This window comes from Collinsella aerofaciens, assembly GCF_039062315.1.
Taxonomy (GTDB): Bacteria; Actinomycetota; Coriobacteriia; order Coriobacteriales; family Coriobacteriaceae; genus Collinsella; species Collinsella aerofaciens_BG.
The window spans coordinates 1-25,203 of record NZ_JBCJBG010000012.1 but is presented as its reverse complement, the minus strand read 5'-3'; the positions used below and the strand labels follow the sequence as shown (position 1 = coordinate 25,203).

Below are 25,203 nucleotides of genomic sequence, written 5' to 3'. Positions count from 1 at the left end.
ACCCTCTCCGTCAACGCATTGGTCTACAGGATACCACATTGTTTGGGCATATCGCCGCGTTCCGTTTTGTTCGTGCTGGGTACAAGGCAGGTAGCTGTGTAAACTGGCCGTGCGCCCATCCGTGGCGCTCGGTTCGCGAGATCAAGGATATGGTATGGGAAAGAAGCACGATAAGAAGGCCGAGCCCGCAGCGGGCAAGACGCCCAAAAGCATGAAGGTCGATAAGGCCGTCAAAAAATTCCGCAAGCTCGAGGGCAAGCTGTGGACCCGCGAGTACCTGCTCAAGATTGCCGAGTTTGACGGCGCGACCATTGCCCCCGCCAACGGCGCCGCAGCGCGCGCCGACGCCATGGGCACCCTTGCCGGCGAGCATCATAAGCTCCTGACCAGCGAAAAGTCTGTCGAACTTGTGCGCTCGCTGGCACGCGAAACCGTCGCCGGCGGCAAGATCGACGACCCGCAGCTGCTCGACGAGATCCGCGTACTCGGCCGCGACCAGCGCGAAGCGAGCGTCATTCCCACCGAGGAGGCCGAGGCCTGGACCAGGCTCACCTGCGAGGCCGACGCCGTGTGGCACAAGGCCAAGACGGCCAATGACTGGGCGAGCTTTGAGCCCTATGTGGATAGAATCGTCGCCCAACTTAAGCATCAGGCCGAGCTCATGGACCCCAAGCGCGACCCATACGATGTTTGGCTCGACCAGTACGAGCGCGGCCTTTCCGCCAAGAGCTTCGATGCGTTTTGCGATGAGGTCAAGGCGACGGTCGTGCCGCTCGTGCACGCCATCGGCGAGCGCGGCCAGCAGCCCGCTGCCGACTTTTTGCACGCCCGCGTGCCCGAGGCCGCCCAGCGCGCCATGAGCTTCGACCTTATGAAGCTCGTCGGCCTGGACCTGAACGACACCACGCTTGCCTTTACCGAGCACCCGTTTAGCGAGGGCTTTGCCGTGGGCGACGCGCGCATCGCGACGCACATCTACGAGGACGACTGCATCTCCAACGTCTACAGCATCATCCACGAGGCGGGACACGCCATGTACGAGCTGGGCGTCAATCCTGCCTATGCGCGCACCCGCCTGGAGGGCGGCACTTCCATGGGCATCCACGAGAGCCAGAGCCGCTTTTTCGAGAACACCGTGGGTCGCAGCCGCGCCTTTATGGGCCCGCTGCTCGAGGTGCTGCGCCGTCACGCGCCCGAGGTCTATGGCAGTGTGGACGAGGATACGCTCTACCATGCCGTGAACATCGCACGGCCGTCGCTGATCCGCACCGAGGCGGACGAGCTCACTTATCCGCTGCACGTTATGGTGCGCTACGAGATCGAGCGCATGCTGTTTGCCGGCGAGGCCACGGCCAAGGACATCCCCGCGCTTTGGAATCGCTTTATGGATGAGTACCTGGGCATTCCCGTTCCCGACGACACGCACGGCTGCCTGCAGGATACGCACTGGAGCGGTGGCTCGTTTGGCTACTTCCCCACGTATGCGCTGGGTAGCGCCTACGACGCTATGTTTGTGCCGGCCATGTGCCGCGACGGCGTCGACCTTACCGGTGCCTGTGCGAGCGGCGATTTGGCGCCCGTCCGTGCCTGGCTGGGCGAGCACATTTGGCAGTGGGGCCGTGCCAAGGACGCACCGGAGCTCATCAAGGGCGCGTGCGGCATGGACTTTGACGCCCGCTACTACTGCAGCTACCTGCAGGACAAGTTCACCACGCTGTACGAGCTGTAAGGCATAACCGACACGCCAACGCAAAGGGGACGCCGCGGAACCAATCCGCAGCGCCCCCTTTCCACCTAGTTGTTTAAGAACGTCCCCAATGACTACCTTACAGAGCTTCCAGCGCGGCGGCGATGCGCTTCATGGCGGCATCGGCGGATGCTTGGTCGGGCGCCTCGGCCAGCACGCGGATAACCGACTCGGTTCCACTCTTGCGCACGAGCACGCGGCCCTCGCCTGCCAGCGCAGCCTCGGCCTCGGCGATGGCGTTCTGCACGCCCATGTTCTCGAGCGCGGCGTCCTTGTCCGCCACGTGCACGGCCACCTGCGCCTGTGGCAGCAGCTTGCACGGAGCCGTGAGCTGCGAGAGCGTCTCGCGCTCGGCACGAATCACTTCCATCACGCGCAGCGAGGTCATAATGCCGTCGCCCGTGCGCTCGATATCGCCAAAGATCGTATGGCCCGTCTGCTCGCCACCCAGGCTGTAGCCGCCCTCGCGCATCTTGGCATACACGTGACGGTCGCCCACGCCGCTGGTCACGGCGCTCAGTCCGGCAAGCTCCAACGACTTGATCAGGCCAAAGTTGCTGGCGATCGTCGGTACCACGGTACCGCCCGAGAGACGCCCGTGCTTGTTCAGGTACACGCCGCACACGTACAAGATCTGGTCGCCGTCGACCACGCGGCCGCGCTCGTCCACGGCCAGGCAGCGGTCGGCATCGCCGTCGTAGGCAAAGCCCACATCCAGGCCCTGCTCCACCACGTGGCGCTGCAGGCGCTCAATATGCGTAGAGCCGCAGTCGACATTGATGTTAAAGCCGTCGGGCGCGGCATTGATCACGCGCACATCGGCGCCCAGTGCGTCGAACACCGGCTTGGCCACCGAGGATGCCGAGCCGTTGGCGCAATCGATGCCGATCTTGACGCCCTGCAGCGAAAAGTTCGCGCTGGCGATGAGCGAAGCAATGTAGCGGTTGCGACCCTGCATGTAGTCCACCGTGGCGCCGATGTGGTTGCCCGTTGCCAGCGGCACCTCGCTCTTGCCATCGATGTAGTCCTCAATGAGCTCCAGCACGTCCTCGTCCATCTTAAAGCCGTCGCTGTTGACGAGCTTAATGCCGTTATCGCAAAACGGGTTGTGGCTCGCGCTGATCATGATGCCGCAATCGAAGCAGCCTTCCACAGTCTGATGCGCTACGCCCGGCGTGGGGATCACGTGCAGCATATAGGCGTCCGCACCGCTCGCGACCAGGCCGCTCACCAGCGCCGCCTCGAACATATAACTCGAGCGACGCGTGTCCTTGCCCACGATCACGCGTGCCTTGCGCTCGCGGTTGGCGCCGTAATACCAGCCCACAAAACGGCCAATCTTATAAGCGTGCTCTACCGTCAGCCCAACGTTGGCCTCACCACGAAAGCCGTCGGTGCCAAAGTACTTCATGCGCTCTCCTTACAAAATAGGGGCGAACAGATTGCCTGTCCGCCCCAAAATGGTACTCGATTATCTGCGCTACCAGAAAAACCCTACGCCGACGCGCTGTCGCGAGCCGCCTGGCATGTAGGAGTCTGACGCAGCGTAAGCGGCTTGTCCCCCGCCTCGGCCGACGTGGTCAGCGTATACGTGATCGTCGTCGTCTCGCCAGCATGCAGGTCAACGGTGCCCGAATAGAAGGGGATTCCATGCCACGTAGCGGCGCCAAGACCAAACTGGGTGCCCTCGACGGTCAGATCAGTAATGTTGCCGCCCGTCGGGGCAAACAACGAGACATTCAGACGCTCGTCGTCACGCGCGGCATCGGGTGCGCTCGCCGCAACGTAGTCGGGCAGCTTGCCAGCCTCCTCCTGCGTCATGATGTTCGTCAGGGTAACGGTGATGCGATAGGAGCACGTGCCGTCACCGTTCTTCACGCCCTGACCAATCTGCGTATCGGCGTTCAGGTACCAGTCGAGCTTGGAGAAGCTCAGGTTGTTAAAGTAAACGCCGGCAACAGGATCGGCGCTCGGGTCATCCGGATCGGGCAGCGAAGCGTCAATGCCCGTCTCTTTGATGGCATTCTGCTCATCATCGTTTCTCATCCACGCGATCAGGCGGCCCTCTTCGGCACCGCGCTCAACGGCGCTGACAAGCTTCGTAACATCGACATCGCCGATACCGCCAAGGATCTTGTCGAAGGCAGCGCTGGCGACGGATGCAAAGATGCCGTCCGACTCCTCGACCGGATAGTTCCAGTACACATCGTGCATGAGGACCTTTGCGGCGTTGGTGCCGTCGACAACCGTTCCGTCGGGCAGCGAGACATTACCGACCAGGCCCAGCAGATACTGCAGGAACACCGGGTCGATACCGATGACGCCATCAACGTCCTGTCCATACTGGGACTTCCACAGCGCGGCGACACGCTGCGAGTTGCGGGGCCAATCAGGCGAATAGGTATTGCCCGAGTTGTACAGGTTACTGTGGTTGCCGAACAGCGCCTCATCCTCTTCGTCGACGCTCTCGACTGCCTCATCCTCGCTGAGTCCAATGCGGGGAACAAACTCGCCAATCGACATCTGGCCGTCAGTGACCGAAATCAGGCCCTGCGAACCGCCAAAGCCGCCGCAAGCACGAATCTCGACGTTGTTCATGGCGTACATAAGGTAGTTGCGCGTCTGGCCGTTGGCGCCGAGCATCTGGGGAAGGACGGGGGCGACCTTCTCCGCCGCGTCAACCGCGCCGTTGAGGGTGGCAAAGCCGTCCTTGGCCTTATCGACCAGCTCGGTCACCTGGGAAATATGAGTATCGCCAATGCCCTGGACCTTCTCGTTGGCGCTCTTGAACACCTTCGAGCTGCTGGAAAGCGAATCGGCGACCGCCTGCAGCGCGGACACGTTAATCATGCCGTCCTGGAACAGCTTGCCGGGCGTAGCCTGCGAAAGGTTATCGGCCATGGGAACCAGCGCATTGCTCGAGACATCGGACAGGGCGTCAATCATGGTGCGGGCCGCATTGATATCGCTGCCATACACCGGGATAAACGAAGCCGCCGCCCACAGCGGGCTCGAGGTCTCCGCCTTCATGCTGTTACAGAGCTCATCGATCTTCTTCGCGTCGTCAGGCAGCGTCGAAAAATCGCCCGACGCGACCTTGTCCTTAAGGCCACCGACGATCTCGACAGCCTCCTTCGCTTCGCTCTTTACGGTCTTTGCCGAGTTAAGCAGCATAAAGCCGCTTGCGCCAAGCGCAACGAGAAGCACCGCGACTACAACGGCAATAATGGCGCCGGTGTGACGCTTTTTGCGCTCGCCCTTGCGATGGCGATGACGGACCAGACCGTCAGAGGTCGAACTCGGCGAAGCGTCGCCACCGTAGTTCAAGCCAAAATCGTAATAATCTTCCTTGGAACCCGAGCCCGCAAACTCGGCACCGCTATCATCCAGGCGGGCGAACGTGCCAGTCTCGGAGGCGCCGGTGTAAATCGTGCCAAGGTTACCCGTAAGCCCCGCGCCACCGGCAGAGGGAGTATTGTTGGCGGCCTTGTCGGCATTAACGTTGCCGGCGGCATTCGCGGCGTTGGCAGCACCTGCGTTGTTCGCGGGTACCGAAGGAGCCCCGCTCGGCTGCGACGTGGAGGTTGCACCGCCCGCAAAGACATTCCCTCTTGCACGGCCGGTCTTTTTTGCCTTTTGAGACTGCTCGTACAGAGCGGTAAACATCGCTGTCTCGCCCGGGGACACGCGCTTACCGGAACCGCCCTGTCCAGCGCCGCCCGGCGTGCCGGCCTTACCAGCCCCGTTCGGACGCGGCGGAACTGCAGGACGGCCGCTATCGCTGCCCTTAAAGTGATTACCAGCCATAAAGAAATCCTCGCAATTGAGTCGCAATGAAAAAGTCCATAACGTTACTAGTTTATGGCATTTTGAGCATCGACAGCTAAACTCCAGACACGGACATCAATTGGCGAAAATGCGGCACAACACCTTTTCAGTCTTGGCAGCGGCGCCAGCTACACCGTGAGGAACATCATCACGATGATCATGGCAAAGCCGATAAGGTCGGTCGGCAAAAACACCGTGCCCAGCATAACGACGCTGGTGATGGTCGCCGAGACGGGCTCCACGGTTCCGATGAGACTCGCACGCACCGAGCCGATGTCCTTAACGCCCTGCATATAGAGCATGTAAGCAAAAAACGAGCCGATAACCACGAACACCGCGAGCGCCTCGACGCCGGCAGCGTCGAGTGCCGGCACATGCGCCCAGGGCTGCACGAAGACACATGAGATCACGCCCGCCGTGAGCATTGCCGAGCCCGTGACGATGGGGCTGCCGTATTCGGGCAGGATCTTGGCGGGAATCACCGCCATACACGCGGCGCTGACCGCACACATAAGACCTGCTGCCAGGCCAAGCGGCGAGATATTCAGGCTGGTGGGGTCGCCGCCGGTGGCGATTAAAAAGGTTCCACCCAGAGCCAGGCCAATGCCGATGACTTCGCGAGTACGCGGCATGCGGCGATCGATCACGCAGGTGTAGCCCATGATGATAACGAGCTGCAGGCACTGGAGCACCGTCGCGGTTCCGGCGTTCGTCAGGCGCACGGCCGAAAGATAGCAAAACTGGTTGAACAGCAGGCCAAAAGCGGTAAAGAGCAGCAGCTGCTTGCGATCGGCGGGTGTGGTCCAGAGCTTGACCAGGCGCTCGCGGTCGCGCGTAACAACCACGGCCATAAAGAGTAGACCGGCGAGAATCTGACGCACGCTCATAAGCCACAAGGTGTCGACGTGGTAGGTATCGAACAGAAAGCTCGCGCTGGTGCCCGAGAAGCCCCAAAACGAACCGCCCACCAGCGTAGCCAAGACGCCCGTGATCATCTTGCGCGACGACGCATCGTTAAGGCGCTCGCGCCAGGCGCGACGGGTGTTGCGGCTGAGCTCGTCGGTGCCCTCGGGCACATCAATGTTCGATATATCGGTCATCGGCACCGAAGCCCCTGCGCCTTCGACCTGCTCGACACACTCTTTGCTCATTCCACTCCCCCGAAACAGCCTGGAAACAATTCGGCTTACCTTACCACGGCGAAGTCACCAGCTGGAGGCTTGTCCGCTTATCGGTAGGACAATTCCGCAGGTGTCTTTCCATAGCTCGATACCGCAATGGCCTTGCATTATGCGACAGCCAAATCGCGGCAGCAGGCTCTTTTAAAATGGATATGACGAAGCCCCCGAATTCCACAATGTAAGCGATTTTTAAAAATGTTCTTGCCACCGAGTTCAGGCTCCGTTATATTATCCCTTGCGCGCTTGCGCACCCTTGATCGGGCGTTTAGCTCAGGGGGAGAGCGCTTCCCTGACACGGAAGAGGTCAGAAGTTCAAATCTTCTAACGCCCACCAAATGTTCGCAGCTCAGAGGCTATGCCCTCTGGGCTGTTTTGTTTTATGTCGCCAAATCCGCTGGCAGCTCCAACCGCCCAACTGGCCAAAAGCCGACCATCTACTTGCCGATCTATCCATCGGTATAACCAATCAGTCCGCACCACAGCTTCTCGGCAAAACGCCACGATGTCTGCGCCCTGCGGTATCCTTGAGCCACTTACACCTGCAGCACCAAGGAGCCACCATGCGCACCGAGCTCGATGTTCCCTTTTCGCACAAAGAAGAAGCCAAGGCGTTGGGCGCCAAATGGGACCGGACCAAGAAAATCTGGTATGTACCCAGCGGCGTCAACCCCGAGCCCTTTGCCGAGTGGCTGCCCGGTATTGACCGATCCGACCCCTCTGCGCCGTATATATATCTAGTACTGGGCAAGCGCGAGTGCTGGAAGTGTCACAAAGAGACCTCGGTCGCGGCCTTCGGCATTCCCTATCGAGCCGATAACGACGAGAGCATCGCCATCGCGCACGCGCCCAACGAAGCCGGGCACATTGCCATCGACACGGCCAACGCCAACGCACTCGCCATCGTGCCCGCTCTTGGCTGCGTGCCGGGCGAGATCCGCGACTACCTTCATAAGCGCTGCGGCTACAAGCCCGTAGGCGCGCGAGCCTCCAAAGCCCCGTCGCTCGGCAACACGTGCACCAGTTGCGACGCGCTGCAAGGCAGCCGCTATCTGTTCGAGGAGCCCTCGTCCCCGTTTGCCCTCACTGCCATCAACAAGCTGCCGGCACTGGAGTTTATACGCGTCGAAGTTGCCGGCGTCTTTGGCGTCCCGGCCACGCGTACCGACTTTGACCAGGCGCTCTTTACCTGGGCACGCGACCATCACGCCGAGTTCCACAAGCAGCTCGGTGAGGGGATTTATTTGTAGGGACGGAGAGGCCTTCACAGTCAGCTCCTCCGCATCACCTATCCCTCGTCGCCGGCGTCGTACACGATATCGAGGCCACAAACGGGGCATTTCTCCGGATACACCGGCATATGAACGCCTGTCTGTTTTCTCACTTCGTCGCTGAACCTGTCGCGCGCATCGATGAACCGAATGTCGAGACACGGTATTTGCGAGCCGCAGCAAGGGCAGGTGACGACAAACGACCCGCAATCAACCTCTACGCTCGGAAACATATTGTTGTCTATAAGGGCACACGGCAGTTTTCCGTACTTCCCCATCACAATATCGCCTCGCCAGCTCATACACGCTCCCCTCTCGCTATACAAAACAGGAAGAGCATGCACCGGCGGGCATGCGCGAGATTGCATCGCCACGCGATCCGATCAAACAACACGATCGTCAAAGAATGCCAAAGCCAAATACGCTAATACGGCAGAAGCCCCGCCTTTTCACGCTTCTTTTCCGAGCGATCGAACTCAATGCGATGGGCCTCAAGAAACACCGCATTGGGTCGCCACTGACGCTCATTCGGCTGCCTTAGCGTCGCACCCGCAAAGGAAGCGTAGCCGGTCTTATCCAGCAGGTACGATCCGCACAGCCGATATTCGCCGCAAACAGGCTCAAACGAAATCAGATGAGCATCGAATAAAGCATGTAAGTCGCGCCGAAGCAGAATGCCGTTGCTGGCAACCTGCGATTTGGGTCCCGAGTAATTCTCGATATGTGCAGCCTCCAGAGCTTCGCTGACGCCGCAGTCCGACACCGCGCAACGGCCATCATAGGCGGCAACGAGCTGCTTGCGGAACCATTGCTGCCCCAATCGCTCGCGCCTTAACGCATAGCGGACCTTTTCGTCGTCGGTCGTACCCTGTCCGGCAAACTCAATATCGACGGGCATGTGCTTCAGATAGCTCATGTCGGGCGCAAAACGGGGGTCCGGTCCGCCTTTATGAACAGGACCGTGCAGAACAAACCATCCGTTTTCGGGCTCGAACCGTTCAACAAACGCAAGGCCGAGCACCTTGTAGCCCACCTCGGTTGCAAATATGACTCCGACTGGAACGCCACATTCCATGCAGTTGAGCATTTTACTGTTGTAATTCTGGTCTCGAGAACCAACGGCGCCTGGCGCTTGGACCGAATACTTAATGACCCACGTACCATCGTCCAAATAGAGCGGAGGTACATCGGTGTAGAAGCTCTTTTTAGAGTTATGGACCGAAAGCGCAAAGATCTTATTGGGATCTTGCTTCACCCGATCCTGGCCCGGCCAGAAGATCCCTGAATCCCGCGTTACGGGAAAGAAGTCCGAGCCAATTCTCAAACGATACTGATACTGAGGGCTATCTTCCTTGGTGTGGTGCGGAAGGCTGGTCCAAACGCCGCCGCGCTGTTCCTCACCCAGAAACCACTCCCATGCCTCAACGTATTCGGAAGGCACGAGACTGCAGGCGCGGTCATAGCTTGGTCCATCCATCAACGGAACAGCAAGGTCAATGTCGTTCATCGCCAGCACCTACAACCATACGAACGCGAGTTATGCCCCTCAATAATATGGCCGAGAGTCAATTATTACGAGATCTCATTCCGCGATCGGCACATCGTTGATGCTCTCGGTTTGCCGCTGGCGCGCTTGTACCCCGCTACCCCACTTCCCTGTATACTGATGTAGCACGTGTTTCATCCGGGCTTGTTGGACCGGGTCGTTCATGGGAGGGCCTTATGGCTGCTTCGAATCCACCTAAGGGGAGCGTTTCTTCTTCGTCCATCAAGCCGGTTACGCGCAAGGCCGTGCGCTGCCAGCGCGAGGTCGCCTGGCTTATCACGCAGGCGGCGGGCAGGCTTGTGGCGACCACCCAGGACGTCAATGCGCCTACGCCGAGCTTTGTGTTAGCGGCGGCGCTGGATTTTGCGCGCCAATTGGAGCTTGCCGCACAGGATACCAGCGGCCACCTCGACTACCAGAATGTTATGGCGCCCGACCTGCAAACGTTCTGCCACATGGCCAAGTTGCCCGCCGCGCCCAATGCGCTTTCGGACGCAGGCTACATGTTTACGCTTTCGGGCGCGGACCTTATCCGCGATATCTACGCATACTGCAGCGAGCTCGCCGAACGCAGCGTCTTTGGCACGGCTGAAGTCAAACCGGGATATGTCATCAAGCTGGTTCTTAGGCTGTTCTTGATGGACGGGTTCGGGGCCATGCCGGCGTAAGCCGAGTCTTTAGCATCACCGTCGACTGGGCAACAACCGCTTTACCTTAGTGGGCGCCAATCGAGGGTCGATTATTGAGTCGCCTCGTCCACTAACGCATTTATTCCACGCGCTCTGACAGTCGATATTTGCGGTTGCGGCTTGTCGACGGCGCCGTGGGCTCAAGCTCGCCTTGAGCAATGAGCGCGTTGACGCGCGACCTAACCTGGGAAATTGTAAGCCCCGTGCGTTCTGCCAGCTCACGCGTCCCCAGCTCGCCGTAGTGTTTGAGTGCCGTCACAATTAAGCCCCCGCCATGATCGACCGGCTCGATCTTTGAACGGTAAAGTACGACCTTGAACCGATCGAGCCCCGGGCAGAACAGGGGCTCGGCCAGACCATGCGCGCGCATGGCATCGATCATCATCGGGATGCCCGAGCCATTGCCCTCAGCCGGCGAACCTGCGCCATCCGGCAGCGGGACAATCGACATGAGTTTCACGAGCGTCGCGTTACGGCATCGGGAGCTGCCGTCAAACAAGTTCTCGCGAGTCTTTCCCCCGTAAAGGCCGCCAGGATTCGTCACCTCGACACGATTGTCAAAGACGTCGACGGCAATCGATTGTCCACAGAACCGATCCCCGTATTCTCGATGGATTACGGCGTTGGCGATTGCCTCGCGCAGAACCTCCTCGGGAATCTCCAGCGAGTCGACACGCGAGACACCTTGGACGGTCGAGGTTCGCCGCAAATTCTTGGCGACGGCCGCGACAGCATCCGAGATCATCTCGCCCAACGTTCCCTCACAGATTGTGCGGTCCATGAACCTCAGCGACCCCGCCATGCCCTTCTGAGTTCCCGCATGGACAGCCACGTCAATGAAGAGCTTGGGATAGAACTGCTGAGGGTAGGTGCCCACAACTAGGAGTCCAGCCTTGGTGACATTGCCCTGGGAATCAAGGATATTTAGGCGCTCCAGCTTCGTTTGTTTGTCCGGCGCGCCGCGCATTGCCCGGGGCGTCAACGAGAAAGCCCGATCTATCGTACGGTCGACCAGCGTCTCGTCGAGATTGTCCGCGCCCGCACCCGCCACCGCGTCGCGATCGCTCGGAGTCGCTCGACCGTATGACGCCAATGCGAGCACCTCAGTCGATGAAAGCGGCACATCTTTGTCATCGATGCGCTTGTAGCTGCCGCCCTGGGCGCCCCGCTCTATGACATAGCAGGGCTTGCTCGACGGATCGAGCTCCTCAATCGTAATGACGAGAACGATGACGCCCTGAAGCTCCACTCGCTCGATCGTGTATTTAGGCGGATTGGCCAGCTTTCCTCGACCGCCCGCATCACCCATGCCTGACACAAATTGGTTGAGCACTTTCTCGGTCTCGAAGTTCTCAACCGGGACAAAACCTGCGCGCTCACTCACTCCGAGCACGATGATTCCGCCGGCAGTGTTCGCGAATGCGCTCACCGTTTCCCATACGTCGCGGGAAAGCGTCGTGGCGCTCTCCTTCACTTCGACGTTAAGATCATCCGAGCCCATACGCCTTAAAGACTCAAGCAGACCGGTCAGCTCGTTTTCGTTCATCTGCACGTCCTTTCGCTCGGTCCTGCGGAGAATGCCGCGGATAGATTTCCCTCGTCTCTCAGTTATCTCTCGTAATTATCTCTCATTTATCTCTCTATCTCTCGGCTTAGAGATAAGAGATAGATAGAGATGGAATGTCTACCATTTGCTTCATTTATACATATTTTTGCTGGTAGAACAATCGGTATTGAGACAATACCATGATTGCCTGTCTCTTTGCTGCTCAGTTATCTCTCATATTAGTGACGAATGAGAGACGAGATATACGTGAGTTATGGAAGAGCGCGGATTATTGGACGGTCGGAAAATCCCTCAAACAAAAAAACGGGGCCGGCCTTACGCCGAGCCCCGTTTTCAAACGGTCAGTTAGTTATCCAACGCGCGAGCATAGCAGTCAACATTACGCCGCCGCGAACACTCCCAAGCCCGTCCCGATGATGCAGATCGCAAAGATGCCCAAGATGATCCAAATGGTCTTGACGCCCTTTTTGTACAGGGCGACGCAGGCAAAGGTTGCCAGCAAGGGCAGCAGACCGGGGAAGATCGAATCGAACAGATCCTGCAGGACAATCTCCGAACCACCCACGTCAAAGGTCAAAGCAGTGGACAGTGAGACCTGTGCCGCAATCATGGCGCCGATAACGGTCATTCCGAGGACACCGGCAGCATGCGTCATGCGAGACATAAGGTTGTTCTCTTCGGACTGCTGCAGGAACTTGGTTCCCAGGTCGTATCCCAGATGGGCTGCGACGATACGCGTTGCAAAGTTAATCACGGAGTAGATGAGCGCGTACACGATGGGGCCGAGCGGGTTGCCCGTCGAAGCGATACCAATACCAATGCCGGCGGCGACCACGCGGAACGTTCCCCAGTAGAACGAATCGCCGATGCCGGAAAGCGGTCCCATGAGGCCGACCTTCATGGCGTTAATCGAGGACGTGTCAAAGTTCTTATCGGCAGCCGCCTGCTCTTCCATCGAAACCGTCAGACCGGCTACAAACGGAAGCACATGAGGCGTGATGTTAAAGAACTCGGTATGGCGATCGAGCGCCGCATAGTAATCGTCGTCGTTGGGATAGATCTTTCGCAGGGGCTTCTGAATGGTGTACATGAAGCCCATTGCCATCATCTTGTCGTACGACTGCGAGCACTGGCTCGTAAACTGGCGAAGGAACATGCTCCGATACATATCGGGGCTCATAATCGCGTCCTTCTTGGCCTCTTTGAGGTCGGTGTTCTGGGTAGCCATTAGAAGTCCTCCTCTTCATCTGCAGCAACCGTCTGCGGACCGGACGAGCCCTCGCGGAAGGCCAGGAGCAGTGCGACGCAAATGGCAGCTGCGGCGACGCCGATAACGTCCATCTTGAGGTAGATGACCATAATGAATCCCAGGAACAGCCAAGGAAGCAGCTTGTTATCGCCCATGGTCCTAATAAGAAGCGCGAAGCCGATGCAGACCATGACGCCGGATGCAACGTTGAGGCCGTCCATCACAAACTGCGGAATCGCGTTGAGCGCATTGTTGATGAGGTCGGCACCAAAGAACAGCGAGCAAAACACCAGCAGTGCAGACGGAATGCCAATCGACAGCGGCACGACGGTCAGATGGTACAGGTTCGCCTTGGCAAGATCGCGATTTGCCAGAGCGGTCTCAATCTTCTTGCAGGCAAAGGCACCCGGAACGGCGTAGCAGAAGTTGCGCCACACCTGAAGGAAGACGGAGACGGGAAGGGCGAGCGCGACGGCAGTTGCCGTGCCCGTACCCGTAATGACGGCAAACGCGCAGCCAAGCACGCCGGAGGCATAGACCTCGGGAGGAACCGCCGCGCCGACCATGATGGCGCCCATGAACATGGACTCCAAAGCAGCGCCGACGATAACGCCCTGCTGGACATCGCCAAGGATCAAGCCGACAAACAGGCTCGTAAACAGCGGACGACCAAGCATTGTAATGCCAAATAATTGCTCGTCCATGGACGCAATAAATGCGACCAGTGCAACTAGAAGATACTGGACAACCATTTCGATCAACCCCAGAAACAGGTCTGCAGGCGAGGCATTCTGCGCAGCTCGCCTGCAGACAACCGCAGCAATTTGAGAGGATTAGTAGTTCATCTGGTGATAGTAACGACGCGTGGTGAGCGGGTGGTTACGGACGTGCTCGAGATGGCAGCTCAGACGCTCGGTGATGGTGTAGGTGACCATCGGGGAGACGATCTTACGGAACTCGGGGTCGCTGAACGGCAGCTCGACCTCGGCGGTGTCGAACTTGTTCACGCGGACATGGACGCCCTTCTCGTCGGCGAGCATGTGAGTGAAGTTGTCCACGCGGTCCATGAGCTTACGGGTGTCGTCCTCGCCGTAGAGCATGATGAGGCTCGTGCCCTCCTCGCACAGTTCGATGGTGCCGTGGAAGAACTCGGCGGCGTGGATAGACTTGGTCTTGATCCACTGCATCTCCTCGAGAATGCACATGGCGTAGTCGTAGGCCTCACCCCAGAGCATGCCGGAGCCGATCACCATGTGGTAGTCGGTGTCCTTGAAGTCCTCGGCCATGGCGGCGCAGCGCTCGTCCTGAGCGTCCTTGGCCTTGATGAGGTACGGAGCGATGTTGCCGAACTCCTCCATGAAGGTGTCGTACTTGGGGAAGGCGCCGGCGTTCTTGAGGAAGCGGGCGACCAGCGTGATCTGGTAGGTGTAGATGGCCTCGCACAGGACGTCGTCCTCGGCGAAGCTGAAGAACTTGTAATCGGCGTACTCAGTGGCCGGGGTGTTGTCGTTGGAGACATACATCAGCGTGCGGGCGCCCTGCTCCTGGCAGAACTTGGCGGCCTCGATGATCTCGGGGGTGGTGCCGGTACGGGTGGAGAAGACGCAGACCGAGTCCTTGTTGAAGGTCTTGGGCGGGCATGCGAGGAACTCAGCGGCAATCTCGCAGTGGACGTCGACGTCGGCCGTGGTGGTCTCGACCCAATACTTCATCGGGAGCGTGTGGGCCCAGGTGCCGCCGCAGCCGATGAAGAAGATGTTGGAATAACCCTGCTCGCAGACCTTGTCCACGGCAGCCTCAATCTGAGGACGGAGAGCGAGGGCATCGCTCACAACCTTCTCGTAACGAGGCTCATCGAAATTGAACATCCCTTACTCCTAACTCACTTGGATGAACCCTTCATTCATCCCATGACGTTATAATACTTTATATAACTAACTATGCAAGAACTATTTCAGATTTTTTTGATTTTTCTTTAATAAAAAGCCCGCCGTTCAAATGATCGGCGGGCTTAAGAAAGGAGGACCTGGTTAATAAATGCCAGACAATGGCATGTTTCCAGCTAGAAAACGTCCTTCGCAAATACCTTTGAGTCATTGGGGACCTGACGGATTTCGATAACCACGCCATCGTTCACAAGCTCTTGGATATGCTCGGCATCGGTTTCGGTCGCAAAGATCGCGGGGGTCGGATGAAGCGTGGTCTCGGGAGACTTTCGGGTTCCACCCAGATTGATCTCTTTGATGTCTTTGCAACCCTTAGCGAGACGATAGGCATCTTCAATCGTCTCAACAATGATAAACAGCGAGTACTTGTCGGTAACGCCGCTGTTGAGCGCCTCGATGGCCGCGTTTACGTCTTTTATGACGAGCTTCACGCCGTTGGGACGAGCTAGCCTCAAAGCGGCTTTTCTCATGTCGTCTTTTGCCACGGCATCGCTGGCACACAGGATGCAATCGACATCCAGCGCATGCGTCCAAGACATGGCGACCTGGCCGTGAATCAATCGGTAATCGACCCTCGTAAGCTTAATCATCAAAAACATCTCCACACGTAATAAAGGTAATGACAGGGTTGAATTATTCGTTGAAGCTTGAGCTAGAACTCTTCTTCTTCGACATCGGAGAGCATATCCGCCGCCTCACAAAGCTGGATAAACGAACGTGATCCCTCGACCGCGGCTTTGGCCTTGTCCGCATCCAGGGAGTCCAGCTGTGTAACCATTTCCACCAGCAGCGGCAAGTTCATTCCGGTGATCAACGTAAACGATCCGGCGGTCTGCCTCTGGATGAATTCGTTGTTTACAGAGCCGCCAAAGATGTCAGTCACGACAAACCAAGAGTCGGCAGGGTCCTTCGACTCCATCCAAGCATCGATAAGCGCTGCGACATCCCTCGTGTCGTCATCGACATAGGCGCACAGACACTCGATTCGGTCGTTGGCGCCCATCAGGATCTCGAGAGAGCTCTTCATACCTTGGGCGAGATAACCATGACTCGCTAGCAATATCTTATTCATAGTTCTCCAATATCAATAAGACGTACTATATTGTCATAACAAAGTATATTAGCAATCTACCCTACGCGGTGTGTCTATTTTCCAAATCCGCGAACGGTAGCAATTGGTCGGTAAATCGACCAATCTATCTCTAATTTACAAATAGAACTTCAGTCGCTCGGTGCAGTACACCTGACGGGAGATGAAAAGCGGCTCGCCGCTTGGAGCATAACGTCTATCAACAAACAGAAGCAGCGGAGAGTCTAGCTCCACGTTAAGGTATGCCGCCTCGAGCTCGCTCGCATAGCAGACCTCGAGCGTACGCGTGTTGGGGCCCATCTTGATCCCCTGGCGATCGAGTACCGCCATCAGCGAATCCTCGAGGGACTCATGCTCCAAAAAAGAAAGCGCAGCGGAATAGCTATTGGTTTCCAGCATCGTGGGCTTGTCATCCACAAGGCGTAGACGACGACTACGCAATACCTTTTGGGTATCGTCTACGCCCAGGAACTTCGCGTCTCGCAGGCTTGGGAAGTCCCAGCCCATTGCGAGAACCCTGGTAGATGCCTGTTTTCCCGCAAGCTGGCACGAATGGGTAAAGCTCTCACGATCGTCCGCGGCATACATCTGTGTGTCCGGCGAAACGAACGTGCCCTTGCCGCGGGCCCTCTCAACAAGTCCAGCATCTTCCATTTCTTTAATTGCGGAGCGAACCGTTATTCGACTCACGCCAAATTGCTCGATAAGCTCCGCCTCGGTCGGAAGCTTATCTCCCGGGCGATACGTGCCGTTGGCGATCGAATCAGAAAGCGCACGGACAATCTGTTTGTATAGGGGGATAACGCTATTTGCTTCAACCATATCAACCATACCTTTGCAAGGAATCAGCAGCTTATAGATAGATGACTTATATTGTATTAGAACTTTTTAGGAGTCCATATATTTCCTAAATGATTCGGTAAACGGGGTGTTATTTCACTTTAGCGGGGTGCAGCGACTACCCGCGACATTCGTTATCGACCTAGCTAGGCTAGTCCACCCACATCGTCTTCAGTTCGCCGCAGAGCCGCGGCCCCATATGGGTATACTCTCGAGGATTCGACTCGATTCGCCCCCGCTGGGGCGTCAAAGGAGACTGCATATGCTCACTACCTCAACCGACCCGCGCGCCGCTGCTGCCGTGCTGCTGGTGCCCGGTACCACCTGCCACGGTTTTGCCGTCGAGCGCTGCGAGACCGTGCCCGAGCTCGACTCGGACGCCTACGTGCTGCGTCACACCGCATCGGGCGCTCGCCTGCTGTACCTGGCGTGCGACGACGAAAACAAGGCCTTTGCCATTGGCTTTAAGACACCGCCGGCCGATTCCACCGGCGTGTTCCATATTCTTGAGCACTCGGTGCTGTGCGGGTCGGCCAAGTTCCCCGTCAAGGAGCCGTTTGTCGACCTGATCAAGAGCTCCATGCAGACGTTCCTCAACGCCATGACCTACCCCGACAAGACCATCTACCCCGTTGCCACCACCAACGAGCAGGATCTGTACAACCTGATGGATGTGTACCTGGACGCGGTGTTCAACCCGGCCATCTATACCAAGCCCACCATTTTTGAGCAGGAGGGCTGGCACTACGAGTTGGACCTGCCAGAGGGCGCCGAGGGCGAGGGCGACGGCAGCTCCGCGAGCCTGCACGAGGGCACGCTGCGCTATAACGGCGTGGTGTTCAACGAGATGAAGGGCGCACTGTCCGACCCTATGAGCGTGCTGGACGATGCCGTCAACGCCGCGCTCTATCCCGACACCGCCTATGCGCACGAGAGCGGCGGCGACCCGCGCGCGATTCCCGCGCTCACCTACGAGCAGTTCCTGGATACGCACGCGCGCCACTACAATCCTTCCAACTCTTATATAACGCTCTACGGCGACCTAGATGTAGACCGTGCGCTGGCGTTTTTGGACGAGCGTTATCTGTCGCAGTCGAGCGCCGCGAGCCGCCGCATGGACGCTGCCGTTGCCGCCGGCGAGGACCCGTCCACGCTGGCACCCAATCCGCTGGACGTGCAGGCGCCTGTGACCTGCGAGTATAAGCGCGTCGAGATGGCCACCACGCCCGAGAACGCCTTGGTGGGCCTGGGTCTGGTGCTGGGCAGCGCGCTCGACCGCAAGCGCACGATCGCGGCGGATATCCTGTTCGAGGCACTGCTGGGCTCCAACGAAGCACCGGTTAAGAAGGCCATTCTGGCCGCCGGCCTGGGCGGCAACGTGGTGAGCTACACCGCGGCCGAGAGCCTGCAGCCCTACGAGCTCATCATGCTGCAAAACGCGCAGCCTGGCGTGGCGCGCGAGCTGCGTCGCGTATTCCAGGACGCCTGCCGCGACCTGTGTGAGCACGGCGTTCCGCGCGAGCGCCTGGAAGCCATCATCAGCAGCAACGAGTACGACCTGCGCCAGCGCGACTATGGCATCGCCGACGGCGTGGCCATTGCGTGCGACGCGCTGAGCACCTGGCTCTACGATGACGACGCCGCGACGCTGGCGCTCAAGTACGGCCCGGTGTACGAGGAGCTCCGTGGCGAGCTGGACGGCAGCTATTTTGAGGACCTGCTGCGCGAGCTCGTACTGGAGAACGACCACATGGCGCTGGTCGAGCTGGTTCCGGTAGACGCTGCCGAGGGTTCGGAGGGTGCCGAAGCCGCCGAACTGGCTGCCAAGCGCGACGCCATGACCGATGCCGAGCTGGCCGACGTGGTCGAGCGCACGGCCGCGCTGCGTGCCGCGCAGGAGGCGGAGGACACGCCCGAGGACAAGGCAACGCTGCCGCGCCTGCGTGTATCCGACATTGGCGAGGCGCGCCCCGAGCCGCCGCTGGTCGTGGACACGACCGCGCCCATCCCCTGCCTGCGCCACGGCATCCCCACCAACCGTCTGGCCTACGCCATGCAATACTTCGACCTGAGCTGCGTCGCATTTGAGGACCTGCCCTACGTGACGCTGCTCTGCCGCCTGCTCAAGCAGCTGCCCACGCGCGAGCATTCAGCCGAGGAACTCGACAACCTGCTCGCCGGCAAGCTGGGCTTTTTGAGCTTTACGACCGAGGTCATGACGCAGCCCGACGTGGACGGCGTGCGCCCCTACCTGCTGGTGAGCGCCGGCGCCCTGTCCGAAAAGATCGACGCGCTGGCGAGCCTGCCGCGCGAGGTGTGGTCGAGCACGCTGTTGCTCGATGCCGACGCCGACCGCGTTCGCGACGTGCTCACGCAGATTCGCATTGGGCTTGAGCAGGGCTTTATCAACAACGGCCACTCGGCGGCGCTCGGTCGCGCGATGAGCTACAGTTCGCCTTCGGCCGTGGTGCGCGAGCAGCTCTCGGGCGTGGACTTCTACCTGTTCCTGCGCGATCTGCTCGAGCACTTTGACGAGCGACTGGACGACCTGCGCGCCAAGCTTGCCGAGCTGGCAGACCGCATCTTTGTGGCCGATGGCTGCATGGCGAGCTTTACCGGCAGCGAAGAGGACTTTGACGCGTACTGGGATGCCGCGGGCAACCTGGGGCTTGGCGCTGGCGACGGCGCTGCCAGCGGCACGCTCGTGGTGCCGGAGCCGCACGACCGTCACGAGGCGTTCGTTATCCCCAGCGACATCTGCTTTGCGGCAAGCGCGTGCGACCCGCGTCGCCTGGGCATCGACGTGACGGGCGCTTGGGCCGTAGCTGCCAACGCGCTCTCCTACGACTACCTGTGGAACGAGATCCGCGTGAAGGGCGGTGCGTACGGCTGCGGATTCCGCGCTGCCGGCGAGCGCCAGGCGGCGTTCTACACCTACCGCGACCCGGCAATCGACCCCTCGATTGAGCGCGTGGCGCGCGCAGGCGAATGGCTCAGCAGCTTTGAGCCCGACGAGGCCGCCTTTGAGGGCTTTATCGTGAGCTGTGTGAGTGGCATGGACGCACCGGTGAAGCCGTACGCGCTCACCAAGCGCCGTAATACGACCTACCTGGCTGGGCTCGATCCGCACGCGCGCGAGGAGCGTCGCACCCAGATGCTCTCGGCTACACCCGGTGAGCTGCGCTCGCTCGGCGCCGACGTGACGCGCATCGCAGCCGCGTCGCCCACCTGCGTCTTTGGCGGCCGCGACGTCATCGCCAAGAGCAATGCCGGCTTTAACGTCGTCGACCTGCTGGGCTAACCACAAAGGTAGATTTTTGGGACATGCCTAAAATCTAACTTTTCTTTTTCCGCCGCTTGGGCGGGCCAGCTCAGACCGTCCCACCAGTTTTGTCTCGATCTGTAACATCTAGGCGGCAATATCGGCTCCAGATGTTACAGATCGAGACGTTTCCGAATGGCGCCGGCTCTTTGTCTCAATCTGTAACAGCTAGGCCCATTTTTGCCGAGTTACTGTTACAGATCGAGACAAACCGCCGCGAACACCCGCCTTTCAGCAAAAACCACCCAAAGGTGTCTGTCCCTTTGGGTGGTTTGCGAGTGGGCTGCTACTTGATGAACGGGTTCAGCCTGCCCGCCAGCGGATCGAGCTTGTACATGGTTGCAAAGCACTCACGACCATAATCGGAGTCATTGCTCCAGCTACCCTGGTCGACGTCGTACTCTGCATCCAGACGAATCCACTCCTCCGGCTTATTCTTCTCGTGCTTGCTGCAGAAGTAGCGCTGGTACTCGACCTCGTGCTCAAACTCAAACTCGGCATCCGAACCGCGGCCGGCATACTCGTCGACCGACGTCAGGTTGCCGTGCTCGTCGTAATAGAACTCCGCATAGCCGCCGCGCTCGGAATCGATCCTGTCGAGCTTTCCGTCGCTGTACGAATAATCCACCGCTGCGTACGAGTTCAGCGAGCCGTAGTCGTTGCCGTGCGAATCATATGCCACAGGCGAGATACGCGAGATGTTGCCGTCCTTGTCATACTCGTAGCCTGCGGTGATTGTCCACGTAGTTCCCACCGTGTCGCCCTGGCAGTCCAGCGTAAAGGACGTCACGCGATCCTTATCGTATCCGTACGAATACACGACCGTCCGAGGATTGGCCGGGCTGGTATCGGTGTTGGTCACCATGTTGCCGTCCTGATAAATATACGTGCTCGCGCTCTCACCGTAACCCGCATGGGTCGTCTTGTTGATCAGGTTTCCGTCCGCGTCGTAGGTAAACGTCGTGGTGCTCGACGAATCGCTAATGTCGGCATCGCAGTCGATGCGCGTGACGTTACCGTCGGCGTCGTACGTAAACGTGTTGACGTTCTCGTAACCGCCCGCCAGATCTTCCTCAATCTCCGAAATGCGATGCGTCTCGTCGTGTTCAACGCTGTAGCTTACGCCGCCGCCTTGCTTGACGGCAGACGTGAAGCCCGTGACGTAACCGTTCTCGTCACGCTCGATCTCGTAGATATCGCCGTACTGGTCCGATTTATCGGTGCCTTCATAGGACATCGGCAGCCACAGCTCGTCAAGTTGTGTGTCCTTAATGCCGCTAACCTTCGTATCCTGCGGCAGTGCCAACGTGGCGAGCTTCTTTTTGCCCGAAAGGTCGATGCTTTTAAGGTTTTCGGCATTTTTGAGGTCGAGCTTCTCGATTTTGTCGCAACCGTCCAGGTTAACGACGGTGACATTACTCGCCGAGTTAAGCTCGACGGTCTTAAGGTCGCCGCAGCCCGAAAGGTCCAGGTTGACGAGTTTATCGTCGCCGGACTCCACTGTAACGATATTGGGGAATGTCTTGCCCAGGCCCTGCGTCGACGCGATGCCGTCCAGCTCGATCGACGTCACCACCTTGGCCTCGTCGCGTGAGATGCGGCCGTCACCGTTAGTGTCGTACTTGGTCGAGACAAGCGCACGCATGCCGCTGTCTGGAAAGGTTTTCTCGTCGATTGGGGTGGTCGCAATCTGGGTGAAGTAGAACAGCGCGCCACCGCCGATGCCCGCCGCCACGACAAGTGCCGCGGCGAGAGCGATGAGGGGCTTCTTGGAACGCTTGCGCCGCGCGGGCTGCTGCACGGGCATGTATTGCTGGGAAGCGGGCGCGGCAGGCTGGGGTTGCTGCGTGGCCGCGACCTGGTCGGGTGCTACGGGCGCACCGCATACGGGGCAAAAGAGGGCGTCGTCGACAAGCGGCGTGCCACACGAGCGACAAAACATGGCGGGCTCCTTTCGGTTCATTCCTTCCACCATGAAGGTAAACCCAAAAATGCAGCCCTTGTTGCGCAACATTCAGCCCAAACCATCGCAAAGGGTATGGGCACCTTTATGGCGGTTTGGGGTGAATCCGTCGCGTTTGCCCAGATAAAACCTGCCAAAATAATCCTGTCCCTTTTTGGTAGGCTTTGGAGATGAGGCTGGGATGGATAAGGCTGAGTTGCGGCGGGCGGTGATTACCCGGCGCGATGCTATTGATTTGGATGTTCGGGCAGCGAAGTCTGCTGTTGTATGCGCGCAGCTTGTTGAACTGATGGATCGCTTGGGTGCCGCGGCACCGCACACCGTTGCCGTCTATGCCGCCATGGGTTCCGAGGTCGACCCAGCCGCGTTTGCCGCCGCGGCCGTCGCGCGTGGCTGGCGCGTGGCCTATCCGTGCATGCTCTCGGCAACAGACGCCATGGCTTGTGGCCAGCGCATGTGCATGCGGGCAGTCTCTGCCGGCGATGCGTCCGAGGCCCCGTTTATCGCCCACCCTACGCGGGCCTTCGCGGCTACGGATATCGACAGCAATCGCTGCCCCATCGTGCCCGCCAAGGCTCTCGACATGATTATCGTGCCGCTCGTGGCTTTCGACCGCACCGGCGCGCGCCTGGGCTACGGCGGAGGCTGCTACGACCGCTACCTGCCCATGCTCTCACCCGCATGCCAAATCGTCGGCATCGCCTTTGACGAACAGCGTGTCGGCCACGTTCCCACCGACGCCCACGACCTGCCGCTACCCCACGTCATCAGCGCCTAACGGCTGGCGCACCTCCCGACGGCCTAGTGCTCCTCGCCGGCGCGGGCCAGGTCGTAGGGTGTGGTCTGGTAGACGTAGTAGTTGAGCCAGTTGGTGTAGAACAGCTGAGCCTGGCTGCGCCAGACGTTGCGCGGCTCGGCGGTGGGGTCGTCACCCGGGAAGTAATGCGCCGGCACCTGAGGGTTAAGCCCGCGCTTCACGTCGCGCTCGTACTCCAGGCGCAGCGTGTCAGTATCGTACTCGGGATGGCCAAAGACAAAGAAGCGACGGCTGTCGGTCGACTTGACGATGTACAGGCCCACCTCGTCGGACACGGCCACGACCTCAAGCTGCGGCTCGGCCTCCACGTCCTCGCGGCGCACATCGGTGTTGCGCGAATGCACGGCATAGAAACGGTCGTCAAAGCCGCGGACCAGCGGGCTTTGCGGCTTCACCAGATAATGCTCAAATACGCCACTCGCCTTTGCCGGCAGATCGTGCTTCTGAATACCGTAGTGGTGGTACAGGCCGGCCTGCGCGCCCCAACAAATGTGCAGCGTAGAGTGCACGTGCGTGGTGGACCAATCCATGATCTGGCAGAGCTCGGGCCAGTAGTCGACCTCCTCGAACGGCATCTGCTCCACCGGCGCGCCCGTGATGATCAGGCCGTCGTAGTGGATGTCCCGGATGTCGTCGAACGTGCGGTAGAACGTCTCCAGGTGGCCGGCGCTCACGTGCGTGGCCTCGTGCGTCTTGGTGCGCAGCAGGTCCACCTCCACCTGCAGCGGCGTGTTGGAGAGCTTGCGCATGATCTGCGTCTCAGTGGCGATCTTAGTGGGCATGAGGTTGAGGATGAGCACGCGCAGCGGACGGATGTCCTGGTGCAGCGCGCGGTACTCGGTCATGACAAAGATGTTCTCGCTCTCGAGCTGCGCGGCGGCAGGGAGGGCGTCGGGAATACGAATGGGCATGGATGCTCCTTACGAGTCAGTTGCAGCTATGGTACAACGACCGGCCCCATCCGCGCGAGCGCATCGCCCAGCGATGCCGTCAGCGGCCCAAATCACTCCAAAAGTAGAGATTAAGGCATGCCCAAAAATCTATGGCGCTTTAGCCTAGCAAAGTGACGGCAGGAGGCTACAATGGTTCGACGCGAAAAACTCGGCCGAAAGGATACATATATGTACCAGACGCGTAAGATCGGTGTGGTCGGCCAGGGCCACGTAGGAGCACATGTCGCCAACAGCCTGCTCATGCAGGGCATTGCCGACGAGCTGTACCTGTGCGATATCAACGAGGCCAAGGTGACGTCCGAAGTCCAGGACCTGCGCGACTCCCTTTCGTTTGTCCCGTACAACACCAAGATCGTCAACTGCTACGACCACTACGAGGAGCTGGCCTGCTGCGACGTCATCGTCAACGCCGCCGGCAAGGTCGCGCTGGCCGCCGGCAACCGCGACGGCGAGCTGTTCTTTACCACCGACGCCGCCCGCACCTTTGCCAAGCGCATCGTCGACGCCGACTTCGACGGCATCTTCGTGAGCATCTCCAACCCCTGCGACGTCGTGTGCACCGAGCTGTGGCACCTGACCGGTTACGATCCCAAGAAGATCATCGGCTCGGGCTGCGGCCTGGACTCCGCCCGCCTGCGCACCGAGATCTCCAAGAAAGTCGGCGTGAGCCCCAAGTCCATCGACGCCTACATGATCGGCGAGCACGGCTTTAGCCAGCTGGCCGCCTTTAAGGCCGCGACCATCGCCGGCAAGAGCCTCAACGAGCTTCAGGCCGAGAACCCCGACAAATACGCCTTTGACCACATGGAGGTCGAGGAGCTTGCACGCAAGGGCGGCTACGTAACCTACCAGGGCAAGCAGTGCACCGAGTACGCCGTCGCCAACTCCGCCGCGCGCGTCTGCGCCGCCGTGCTGCACAACGAGCATGCCGTGCTTTCCGCCTCCACGCTCATGACCGGCCAGTATGGCGAGGAGGGCATCTTTACCTCCCTGCCGTGCGTGATCGGCGCCGAGGGCGTCGAGGAAGTCTACACGCTCGACCTGTCCGAGTACGAGCTCGAGGGCTTCCACAAGAGCTGCCAGCACATCCGCGACAACATCGCCCAGCTCGACTGGTGGGACGCCGAGGCCTACGACGCAAAGTAGGCCGCTGGCTGCCGCAATCTCGCGAATCGAAGCGCGATACTAAGCGGGCCG

Annotated in this window: 20 protein-coding genes and 1 tRNA gene; 7 read left to right on the top strand and 14 right to left on the bottom strand. The window is 59.4% G+C overall.

The features are described 5' to 3' along the window. The first annotated feature begins 154 nt into the window (after nt 1–154). Nucleotides 155–1,729 carry a carboxypeptidase M32 gene (locus ABCP74_RS06940; protein WP_148332395.1) on the top strand — a complete coding sequence of 525 codons (1,575 nt, stop codon included), beginning with the start codon at nt 155–157 and terminating at the stop codon, nt 1,727–1,729. A 97-nt stretch (nt 1,730–1,826) separates the two neighbouring features. On the opposite strand, the gene glmM is transcribed toward ABCP74_RS06940, so the two are convergent. From glmM to ABCP74_RS06925, 3 genes are all read right to left on the bottom strand, one after another. Beyond that, the gene (gene glmM, locus ABCP74_RS06935; RefSeq protein WP_195521317.1) at nt 1,827–3,158 is read right to left on the bottom strand and encodes a phosphoglucosamine mutase; all 1,332 of its coding nucleotides are present in this window, start codon (nt 3,156–3,158) and stop codon (nt 1,827–1,829) included. Between the two features lie 83 nt (nt 3,159–3,241). Then, complete coding sequence (locus tag ABCP74_RS06930; RefSeq protein WP_343001127.1) at nt 3,242–5,554, bottom strand: DUF4012 domain-containing protein; 2,313 nt, start codon at nt 5,552–5,554, stop codon at nt 3,242–3,244. 149 nt (nt 5,555–5,703) lie between these two features. Further along, nucleotides 5,704–6,726, bottom strand: coding sequence for a DMT family transporter (locus tag ABCP74_RS06925; RefSeq protein ID WP_343001126.1), 1,023 nt, complete (start codon nt 6,724–6,726; stop codon nt 5,704–5,706). A 289-nt stretch (nt 6,727–7,015) separates the two neighbouring features. On the opposite strand from ABCP74_RS06925, the gene ABCP74_RS06920 reads away from it, so the two are divergent. Then, nucleotides 7,016–7,090, top strand: a tRNA-Val gene (locus ABCP74_RS06920). A 226-nt stretch (nt 7,091–7,316) separates the two neighbouring features. Next, nucleotides 7,317–8,003 (top strand): DUF5710 domain-containing protein, encoded by a 687-nt coding sequence (locus ABCP74_RS06915; protein ID WP_195521322.1) that lies wholly within the window; start codon nt 7,317–7,319, stop codon nt 8,001–8,003. A gap of 38 nt (nt 8,004–8,041) precedes the next feature. Here the strand turns inward: ABCP74_RS06915 and ABCP74_RS06910 are convergent, their stop codons facing one another. Together ABCP74_RS06910 and ABCP74_RS06905 are read right to left on the bottom strand one after the other, a co-directional pair. Next, the gene (locus ABCP74_RS06910) at nt 8,042–8,326 is read right to left on the bottom strand and encodes a hypothetical protein (protein ID WP_217107510.1); all 285 of its coding nucleotides are present in this window, start codon (nt 8,324–8,326) and stop codon (nt 8,042–8,044) included. A 122-nt stretch (nt 8,327–8,448) separates the two neighbouring features. Continuing rightward, nucleotides 8,449–9,531, bottom strand: a complete 1,083-nt coding sequence (locus ABCP74_RS06905; RefSeq protein WP_195521324.1) for an HNH endonuclease — start codon at nt 9,529–9,531, stop codon at nt 8,449–8,451. A 215-nt stretch (nt 9,532–9,746) separates the two neighbouring features. Here ABCP74_RS06905 and ABCP74_RS06900 point away from each other — a divergent pair, with 215 nt between their 5' ends. After that, the gene (locus tag ABCP74_RS06900) at nt 9,747–10,238 is read left to right on the top strand and encodes a hypothetical protein (RefSeq protein ID WP_217107509.1); all 492 of its coding nucleotides are present in this window, start codon (nt 9,747–9,749) and stop codon (nt 10,236–10,238) included. A gap of 100 nt (nt 10,239–10,338) precedes the next feature. On the opposite strand, the gene ABCP74_RS06895 is transcribed toward ABCP74_RS06900, so the two are convergent. The 7 genes from ABCP74_RS06895 to ABCP74_RS06865 all read right to left on the bottom strand — a co-directional run bounded on the left by ABCP74_RS06895 (nt 10,339) and on the right by ABCP74_RS06865 (nt 16,933). Next, entirely contained in the window at nt 10,339–11,805 is a 1,467-nt protein-coding gene (locus tag ABCP74_RS06895; RefSeq protein WP_217107508.1) for an ATP-binding protein, read from the bottom strand. A gap of 400 nt (nt 11,806–12,205) precedes the next feature. After that, entirely contained in the window at nt 12,206–13,054 is an 849-nt protein-coding gene (locus ABCP74_RS06890; RefSeq protein WP_148345481.1) for a PTS system mannose/fructose/sorbose family transporter subunit IID, read from the bottom strand. Continuing rightward, nucleotides 13,054–13,827, bottom strand: coding sequence for a PTS mannose/fructose/sorbose/N-acetylgalactosamine transporter subunit IIC (locus ABCP74_RS06885; RefSeq protein WP_271748895.1), 774 nt, complete (start codon nt 13,825–13,827; stop codon nt 13,054–13,056). Before ABCP74_RS06885 ends, ABCP74_RS06890 begins: the two co-directional genes overlap by 1 nt. A gap of 81 nt (nt 13,828–13,908) precedes the next feature. Further along, nucleotides 13,909–14,943, bottom strand: a complete 1,035-nt coding sequence (locus tag ABCP74_RS06880; protein ID WP_022094037.1) for an SIS domain-containing protein — start codon at nt 14,941–14,943, stop codon at nt 13,909–13,911. Between the two features lie 194 nt (nt 14,944–15,137). Beyond that, nucleotides 15,138–15,611: a PTS sugar transporter subunit IIB gene (locus ABCP74_RS06875; RefSeq protein WP_138339750.1), complete on the bottom strand. Its 474-nt coding sequence runs from the start codon at nt 15,609–15,611 to the stop codon at nt 15,138–15,140. A gap of 62 nt (nt 15,612–15,673) precedes the next feature. Then, the gene (locus ABCP74_RS06870; protein WP_343001123.1) at nt 15,674–16,093 is read right to left on the bottom strand and encodes a PTS sugar transporter subunit IIA; all 420 of its coding nucleotides are present in this window, start codon (nt 16,091–16,093) and stop codon (nt 15,674–15,676) included. A gap of 135 nt (nt 16,094–16,228) precedes the next feature. Beyond that, complete coding sequence (locus ABCP74_RS06865) at nt 16,229–16,933, bottom strand: GntR family transcriptional regulator (protein ID WP_343011755.1); 705 nt, start codon at nt 16,931–16,933, stop codon at nt 16,229–16,231. A gap of 280 nt (nt 16,934–17,213) precedes the next feature. On the opposite strand from ABCP74_RS06865, the gene ABCP74_RS06860 reads away from it, so the two are divergent. Further along, entirely contained in the window at nt 17,214–20,252 is a 3,039-nt protein-coding gene (locus ABCP74_RS06860) for an insulinase family protein (protein ID WP_343001121.1), read from the top strand. A 307-nt stretch (nt 20,253–20,559) separates the two neighbouring features. Here ABCP74_RS06860 and ABCP74_RS06855 read toward each other — a convergent pair whose 3' ends face one another. Beyond that, a complete protein-coding gene (locus ABCP74_RS06855) occupies nt 20,560–22,215 on the bottom strand; it encodes a zinc-ribbon domain-containing protein (protein ID WP_343001120.1) in 1,656 nt (551 codons plus the stop codon). Between the two features lie 202 nt (nt 22,216–22,417). Here ABCP74_RS06855 and ABCP74_RS06850 point away from each other — a divergent pair, with 202 nt between their 5' ends. Then, nucleotides 22,418–23,014, top strand: coding sequence for a 5-formyltetrahydrofolate cyclo-ligase (locus tag ABCP74_RS06850; protein WP_343001119.1), 597 nt, complete (start codon nt 22,418–22,420; stop codon nt 23,012–23,014). Nucleotides 23,015–23,037: 23 nt separating this feature from the next. Here ABCP74_RS06850 and metA read toward each other — a convergent pair whose 3' ends face one another. Next, nucleotides 23,038–23,964, bottom strand: coding sequence for a homoserine O-acetyltransferase MetA (gene metA / locus ABCP74_RS06845; protein ID WP_117716974.1), 927 nt, complete (start codon nt 23,962–23,964; stop codon nt 23,038–23,040). Nucleotides 23,965–24,174: 210 nt separating this feature from the next. Here metA and ABCP74_RS06840 point away from each other — a divergent pair, with 210 nt between their 5' ends. Then, nucleotides 24,175–25,152, top strand: a complete 978-nt coding sequence (locus ABCP74_RS06840; protein WP_343001118.1) for an L-lactate dehydrogenase — start codon at nt 24,175–24,177, stop codon at nt 25,150–25,152. The last annotated feature ends 51 nt before the right edge of the window (nt 25,153–25,203 follow it).